Annotated in this window: 9 protein-coding genes; 7 read left to right on the top strand and 2 right to left on the bottom strand. The window is 71.2% G+C overall.

Translation table 11 applies throughout. The features are described 5' to 3' along the window. Positions 1 to 128: 128 nt before the first annotated feature. Both KDK95_RS08440 and KDK95_RS08435 read right to left on the bottom strand, forming a co-directional pair. Positions 129 to 608, bottom strand: coding sequence for a PNPOx family protein (locus KDK95_RS08440; protein ID WP_212517475.1), 480 nt, complete (start codon positions 606 to 608; stop codon positions 129 to 131). An 83-nt stretch (positions 609 to 691) separates the two neighbouring features. Continuing rightward, complete coding sequence (locus KDK95_RS08435; RefSeq protein WP_212517474.1) at positions 692 to 1,705, bottom strand: DUF2207 domain-containing protein; 1,014 nt, start codon at positions 1,703 to 1,705, stop codon at positions 692 to 694. Positions 1,706 to 1,737: 32 nt separating this feature from the next. On the opposite strand from KDK95_RS08435, the gene rsmD reads away from it, so the two are divergent. The 7 genes from rsmD to mutM all read left to right on the top strand — a co-directional run bounded on the left by rsmD (position 1,738) and on the right by mutM (position 6,831). Continuing rightward, positions 1,738 to 2,307, top strand: a complete 570-nt coding sequence (gene rsmD, locus KDK95_RS08430; protein WP_212517473.1) for a 16S rRNA (guanine(966)-N(2))-methyltransferase RsmD — start codon at positions 1,738 to 1,740, stop codon at positions 2,305 to 2,307. After that, positions 2,297 to 2,812, top strand: a complete 516-nt coding sequence (coaD, locus tag KDK95_RS08425) for a pantetheine-phosphate adenylyltransferase (RefSeq protein WP_212517472.1) — start codon at positions 2,297 to 2,299, stop codon at positions 2,810 to 2,812. The genes rsmD and coaD overlap by 11 nt, the downstream gene beginning before the upstream one ends. A gap of 185 nt (positions 2,813 to 2,997) precedes the next feature. Continuing rightward, the gene (locus KDK95_RS08420; protein ID WP_212517471.1) at positions 2,998 to 4,011 is read left to right on the top strand and encodes a F0F1 ATP synthase subunit B; all 1,014 of its coding nucleotides are present in this window, start codon (positions 2,998 to 3,000) and stop codon (positions 4,009 to 4,011) included. Between the two features lie 278 nt (positions 4,012 to 4,289). Then, positions 4,290 to 4,868 carry a YceD family protein gene (locus KDK95_RS08415; RefSeq protein ID WP_212517470.1) on the top strand — a complete coding sequence of 193 codons (579 nt, stop codon included), beginning with the start codon at positions 4,290 to 4,292 and terminating at the stop codon, positions 4,866 to 4,868. A 94-nt stretch (positions 4,869 to 4,962) separates the two neighbouring features. Next, positions 4,963 to 5,136, top strand: coding sequence for a 50S ribosomal protein L32 (gene rpmF, locus KDK95_RS08410; RefSeq protein WP_212517469.1), 174 nt, complete (start codon positions 4,963 to 4,965; stop codon positions 5,134 to 5,136). Positions 5,137 to 5,171: 35 nt separating this feature from the next. Further along, positions 5,172 to 6,002, top strand: a complete 831-nt coding sequence (gene rnc / locus KDK95_RS08405; protein WP_212517468.1) for a ribonuclease III — start codon at positions 5,172 to 5,174, stop codon at positions 6,000 to 6,002. After that, positions 5,995 to 6,831, top strand: coding sequence for a bifunctional DNA-formamidopyrimidine glycosylase/DNA-(apurinic or apyrimidinic site) lyase (gene mutM, locus KDK95_RS08400; protein ID WP_212517467.1), 837 nt, complete (start codon positions 5,995 to 5,997; stop codon positions 6,829 to 6,831). Before rnc ends, mutM begins: the two co-directional genes overlap by 8 nt. The last annotated feature ends 9 nt before the right edge of the window (positions 6,832 to 6,840 follow it).

Raw genomic sequence — 6,840 nt, 5'->3', positions numbered from 1 at the left:
CGGTGGGGCATGAGGGCCTTTCCGGTAGCCGGTGCAGATGTCGCAATCCACACCAAGCCAGAAGGCCCTCACCCATTACAAGATCAACCGGCCGTGACCCCCGTCACCAACCTCTGTGGTCAGTACAGCTAGCGGAGCGTCAGTTTGAAGACGCGGGCGCCGTGCTCCCAGGCGCGGCGCATGTCGTCGGGCTGCGGATTGCCCGAGCCGTCGAGGCCGACCTTGTTGAACTTGGCGAACTGGTGGTTGTCCCGGCACATCACGTCGAGCAGGGCGACGACGTCGGTCTCGTCCTTCGCCACCAGGACGTCGGCGGTGCGCCGCTTGCCCTTGTACGTCACTTCGAGCGGCTCTCCGGTGCGCAGGTTCCTGCCCCACGCGAAGGGCGTGCCGACGAGGATCGAGTCGCCGTGCACGGTGTAGGCGACCGGGACGTCGATGTGCCGGCCGGACTTGCGGCCGACGACGTGCAGTGTGATCAACCGCTTGCCGACGCCGCCCGCGATGCCCGGCGTCTTGAGCAGTGTGCGGATGACGACGTTCATCGGCTTCTGGATGGCCATCGGCTGCGCCAGCGGCGCGTCCGCGGAAGGTGTCTGAGGAGTCATGTTTCGACGCTAGGCCCGGCTCTCCCGGCCCGGCAACGGCTGTGCGCGTTTACTGGCAAGTCCCCAGGCGCCGCACAGCCGTTTCACAGCGCGGGCGGCGCGTCCACGGCTCTGACCTCGTGGAACCGGTGCCGGCGCGGGCTGAAGTCGAGCATCACCGCGTCGCCGACCGCGAGCTCGTGCCAGGTCCGCTCCGGGATCGCGAAGGTCCAGGTGAAGCTGGAGGCGCCGTCGTCGAAAGCGCAGCAGTAGGCCGGGTCCCGCTCGCGGCCGCCGGGGATCGACCAGCGCTTGACCACCTGGCAGGGCAGCGTGCGGCGCTCCGGCAGCGAATCGCGGATCTCGCGCGGCAGCCGCCGTACGTCGCCGAAGCGCGAGCCGAGGCCGACGATGCGCCAGGAGCCGCCGAAGCCGGACCACACGTGGTCGGCCGGGAGCGGCGTGATCCCCGCGCGGACGGCGCCGGCGGGCGAGCGCGGCGACTCCGCGTTCGTCGCGATCGCCGCCTCGGCCTGCTGGACCGCGCGCCTGCCGGTGTCGGACAGCCGCCAGTCGGAGAGCCGGCCGACCGTCACCGACAGGACGATGAAGCCGAACAGCGCGGTGGCGAGCGCGGCTCCGAAGCCGGGGCTCGGCCGGAAGAGCACCGCGACGGTCGTGCCGACGGCCGCCGCGGCGATCAGCGTGAGACCGCAGACCACTGCCATCGTCTGCCGCGCGCCGAGCCGGCGCCGTATCAGGCCGTCCTGCTCGGCCCGCTTGACCAGCGCGGTCTCGAAGCGCAGCCGCCAGTCCCAGAAATCCGTGCCGTCCACCGTGGTGAGCACCGAGAGGGGGGTGGGCGCGTCGGGCAGGGCGCGCGCGTCGAGGCGGTCGAGCACTGCGACGCACCACGGCGTGAGTCCCGCGAGGTCGTTCAGCTCGGGCGCCACGGTCGCGGCGGCGAAGTCGCCGTCGTCGTGCTCGATGCGCAGCCAGCCGGCCGCGGCGAGCTCGATCACCGCCTCCGCGACCACGGCCGGCGCGTAGCGGATCCGGTTGCGCAGCAAGGACGCGACCACCGGATCGAGACCGGTTGAGGCCACCGCACCGCTCACAGCTCGCTTCCCTTCGCCCGTAGACTGGCCGGGTGACCAGGATCATCGCAGGCCAGGCCCGGGGCAGGACACTGAAGACGCCGCCGGGGCAGGGCACCCGCCCGACCTCCGACCGCGCCCGCGAGGGCCTGTTCTCCGCGCTCGACTCGCACCTTGGCGGCATGCCCGGGATCCGGCTCATCGATGCGTACGCGGGCTCGGGAGCCGTCGGACTGGAGGCGCTCTCGCGCGGAGCGGCCGCCGCGCTGCTGATCGAGTCCGACCGGCGCGCGGCCGAGGTGATCCGGGGAAATCTCGCGGCGCTGGGCCTGAAGGACGGTCGGCTGGTCGCCGACCGGGTGGAGAAGGTGGCCGCCGAGCCGTGCCCGGAGGAGCCTTTCGACGTGCTCTTCCTCGATCCGCCCTATGCGCTCGAGGCGGCGGCGCTCGCCGGGCAGATCACCGCCTTCGCGGAGCACGGCTGGCTCGCGCCCGACGCGCTCGTGTGCGTGGAGCGGGGCGCGCGGGATCCGGAGTGGATCTGGCCGGAGGGCTTCGAAGCACTGCGGGCCCGGGCGTACGGCGAGGGCGTGCTCTGGTACGGTCACCGCCGTGAGCAGTGACGCTACGAACGAACCCCGCGCGGTGCGGCGCCGGGTCGTCTGCCCTGGTTCCTTCGATCCGGTGCACAACGGGCACCTCGACGTGATCACCCGGATGACCGGGCTGTTCGACGAGGTGGTCGTCGCGGTCGGCAAGAACGCGGGGAAGAACGGCCTGTTCTCCTACACCGAGCGGATGGACATGATCCGCGAGATCACCAGCCATCTGCCCAACGTCACCGTCGAGGTGGTCGAGGGACTGCTGGTGGACTTCTGCGCCGAGCGCGAGATCCGGGCCATCGTCAAGGGGCTGCGGGCGGTCGGCGACTTCGACTACGAGCTGCAGATGTCCCAGATGAACCACCGGCTCGCCGGGGTCGAGACGCTCTTCGTCGCGACCAACCCGCTCTACAGCTTCATGTCCTCCTCGCTGATCAAGGAGGTCTGCGCGCTCGGCGGCGACGTCTCCGGGCTGCTGCCCGAGCCGGTGCTGGCCAGGCTCACCGAGCGGCTGCGCAAGGATTGACCGGTACTTCAATGTGCTGATTCCCGACCTTGCGTGACGTATGCGCCACGGTACGCAATGCTTTGGTATATCGGGATAAAGCTGACTAGTCCCCCTGGGCCATACTTCCGCTCCGCTGTTCGGGGTACCGTGGACCGAGCGCCGCCACAAGGCGGCGCCCGGCCATGCCCAGGGAGTGCAGTCCGTTGGACGTCAACGCCAAGATCGACGAGCTCATCGAGATCGTGGAGAGCGCCCGCGCGATGCCGATGTCCACATCGTGCGTCATCAACCGGGCCCAGGTGCTCGAGCTGCTCGACCAGCTCAAGCACGGGCTGCCGGAGGAGATGGACCGCGCCCGGAAGGTGCTCTCGGACCGCGAGTCCGTGCTGGAGGAGGGCCGCCGCGAGGCCGAGCGGCTGCGCGACCGCGCCCGCGGCGAGCGCGACTCGATCATCAACAACACGGACATCTCCCGCGAGGCGCAGGACGCTGCGAGCCGGATGCTGAGCGACGCCCGGCGCGAGGCCGACCAGATCCGCGCCGACGCCGACGAGTACGTGGACCAGAAGCTCGCCAACTTCGAGGTCGTGCTCACCAAGACGCTGCAGGCCGTCGGCCGCGGCCGGGACAAGATGAAGGGCTCCAGCAACCCGATGGAGGAGCTGGGCAGGCACGTCGACGAGCAGGACGCGGCCGCGGCCGAGCGCAAGCGCTCCCGCGACTTCTCCGGCACCGGCGAGATCCCGCAGGTGCGCGAGTTCGAGGAGGAGCCGGCCTTCGGCCAGGGCGGCGGCTACCAGGACAGCGGGTACCAGGACGGCTTCGAGGCGACCGGCGAGTACACCCGGGTCGCGTTCACCGAGGCCGAGCGCCCCTACGAGCCGCACCCGCACGGAGGCTACGGCGACGCGCCGGGCTACGGCGAGGACCAGGGCGGCTACCAGGAGCCCTACTACCCGGCGGCCCAGGGCGGCTACGAGCAGCAGGGCTACGACCAGGGCGCCGTGCAGGGCTACGGCACCGGCGAGTTCGCCGAGCAGCCGCAGTACGGCGAGGGCGGCTACGACCAGTCCGGGCAGTGGGCGCCGGGCCCGCAGGGCTACGGCCACCCGGGCCGGGCGCAGGGCCCCGGCCCGGACTACCCGGCCGACGAGACCTCGTACTTCGACACCGGCCTGATCGACGTCCGGCAATTCCAGCAGCAGCAGTACCAGTAGTCCGGGGAACGAGTCGTCCGCGGTGCCAGTGGTCCGCGGTGCCGGTAGGCAGCAGTTCCAGCAGCAGCAGTGCCAGTAGTCCGCCGCGCTACGAGGCGTCCGCGGCGCCAGCGGCCCGCGGTGCCAGCGGTCCGCGGTACGAGGCGTCCGCGGTGCCAGCGGTCCGCGGCAAAAAACGCAGTACCGGTGGTCCGCGGTACGCATACAGTGTGTGATCGGCGGGGTGCCGGCGGTAAAGCCGTCGGTACCCCGCCCTCGCGCGCCGTAGAATCGTGGATATGCCTCCCGTAGCCAAGCCGAAGCGACCCGACGCGCGTTCACCCTTCGTCTTCGAGGTGCGCGAGTTCGGCCGGCGTCCCGGCGCGATGCGCCAGTTCGACCGCGACCTGCCCGCCGGGCAGCTGATCGGCGGCGAGGGCTCCTCGCTCGACGGCCTCTACACCGCGGAGGGCGCGGACCTGCTGCTCGACCTGCGCCTCGAGTCCGTGGTCGAGGGCGTGCTGGCCACCGGCCGGGTCTCCGGCTCGCTGGTCGCCGAGTGCGTGCGCTGCCTCGACCCGGTCGAGGTGGAGGTGGACGCCGACTTCCAGGAGCTCTTCTACTACGACCTCGAGGACCTCACGCCGGAGGAGCTGGAAGAGGCCGTCTCCGTGGTCGAGGATCTGCTGGACACCGAGGCCCTGGTGCGCGACGCCGTGATGCTGGAGCTGCCGCTGCAGCCGCTGTGCGAGCCGGACTGCCCCGGGCTGTGCCCGGAGTGCGGCGCCTCGCTGGCCGAGGATCCGGACCACTCGCACGAGACGGTGGACCCGCGCTGGGCCGCCCTCGGCGCCCTCAAGGACGCCTCGGACAGCTGATTTCCCGCTGATTTCTCCCACCCGCCGACTTCCGGTAAAGTCGACGGGTACGCCCGATTGACGTTTGCAGTAACTGACCAGGAGTTTGAGAGCCGTGGCCGTTCCGAAGCGCAAGAAGTCCCGCAGCCGTACCCGTTCGCGGCGCGCCCAGTGGAAGGCCGCCCCGCTGACCCTGGTCGCCTGCGACCGGTGCCAGGAGACCAAGCGTCCGCACACCGTCTGCCAGAACTGCGGCACCTACGACAAGCGCCAGGTGCTGGCCGTCTGAGCCGGCCCTTGGCCCCCGCCTGACGGAAGACGGTCGTGACCGATTCCCTCAAACCGCCCGCGCTCCTGGAGCAGCGGCTCGGTCTCCCGATCGATCCGGTGCTCCTGGAGCAGGCGCTGACGCACCGGTCCTTCTCCTACGAGAACGGCCACTGCCCCACCAACGAGCGCCTCGAGTTCCTCGGCGACTCGGTGCTGGGCGTGGTCGTGACGAGCACGCTCTACCACGCCCACCCGGATCTGCCGGAGGGGCAGCTCGCCAAGTTCCGCTCGCACGTGGTCAGCGCCAAGGCGCTCGCGGCGGTCGGGCGCGAGCTCGAGCTCGGCGACTTCCTGCGGCTCGGCAAGGGCGAGGAGGCCACCGGCGGGCGCGACAAGTCCTCGATCCTCGCGGACGCCATGGAGGCGGTGCTCGGCGCCGTCTACCTGGACCACGACCTCGACACCGTCGGCGAGCTGATCCACCGGCTCTTCGACAAGCTGATCGAGGCCTCGGCCGGCCTGGGCGCCGGACTGGACTGGAAGACCTCCCTGCAGGAGCTGACCGCCGAGCACTCGCTCGGCGTTCCGGCGTACCTGGTCGACGAGGAGGGCCCGGAGCACGACAAGTCCTTCACCGCCCGCGTGCACGTGGGCGAGCAGGACTACCCGGCCGGGCAGGGCCGCTCCAAGAAGATCGCCGAGCAGATCGCCGCCGAGCACGCGTACCGGTCGATCCGCAAGGAGTTCGGCTCCGCGAAGGCCGAGCCCGAGGAGACGGCGAAGCCCAAGCCGGGCGCCCGGGAGCCGAAGGACGGCAAGGACGTGCGCGGCCTCAAGGACGCCGTCGACGCGGCCGCGCCCGTCAAGGACGCCGAGGGTGCCTGAGCTCCCCGAGGTCGAGGTGGTCCGCCGCGGCCTCGACCGCTGGGTCTCCGGCCGCCGCGTCACCGACGTCGAAGTCCTCCACCCCCGCGCGATCCGCCGCCATGTCGCGGGCGCGCAGGATTTCTCCACCCGCCTCGCGGGCCAGCGGATCCTGGCCGCGGCCCGCCGGGGCAAGTACCTCTGGCTGCCGCTCGACGGCGGCGGCGCGCTGCTCGGCCACCTCGGCATGAGCGGCCAGCTGCTGGTCCAGCCGGCCGAGGCCGCCGACGAGATCCACCTGCGCGTCCGGATGCGCTTCGAGGACGACGGACCGCAGCTGCGCTTCGTCGACCAGCGCACCTTCGGCGGCCTCAGCCTGGAGCCGATGAGCGGCGGCGTCCCGCTGCCGATAGCCCACATCGCCCGCGACCCGCTGGACCCGGAGTTCGACGACGAGGCCTTCATCAGGGCCCTGCGGGCCAGGCAGACCGGTGTCAAGCGCGCCATCCTCGACCAGAGTCTGATCAGCGGCGTCGGCAACATCTACGCCGACGAGTCGCTGTGGCGCGCGAGGCTGCACTACGAGGCGCCCACCTCGGCCCTGTCCCGGCCGAAGGCGGTCGCCCTGCTCGCGGCCGTGCGCGAGGTGCTCGCCGAATCCCTCGGCCAGGGCGGCACGTCCTTCGACTCGCTGTACGTCAACGTCAACGGCGAGTCAGGGTACTTCGCTCGCTCGCTGAACGCGTACGGCCGGGCCGACGAACCCTGCGGACGCTGCGGCACGGGCATCCGCCGCGCGGCCTTCATGAACCGCTCCTCCTACTACTGCCCGCGCTGTCAGCGGAGGTAGGGACGAGGC

Source organism: Actinospica acidithermotolerans, assembly GCF_018139625.1.
GTDB classification, from domain to species: Bacteria; Actinomycetota; Actinomycetes; order Streptomycetales; family Catenulisporaceae; genus Actinospica; species Actinospica acidithermotolerans.
The sequence above is the reverse complement of the archived record's forward strand: the minus strand, read 5'-3'. Positions and strand labels throughout refer to the sequence as shown.

Bases quoted from the DNA above. Each gene is read 5' to 3' on its own strand.
- KDK95_RS08440 (WP_212517475.1), bottom strand. From the start codon at position 608: ATGACTCCTCAGACACCTTCCGCGGACGCGCCGCTGGCGCAGCCGATG.
- KDK95_RS08415 (WP_212517470.1), top strand. From the start codon at position 4,290: ATGCCTCCCGTAGCCAAGCCGAAGCGACCCGACGCGCGTTCACCCTTC.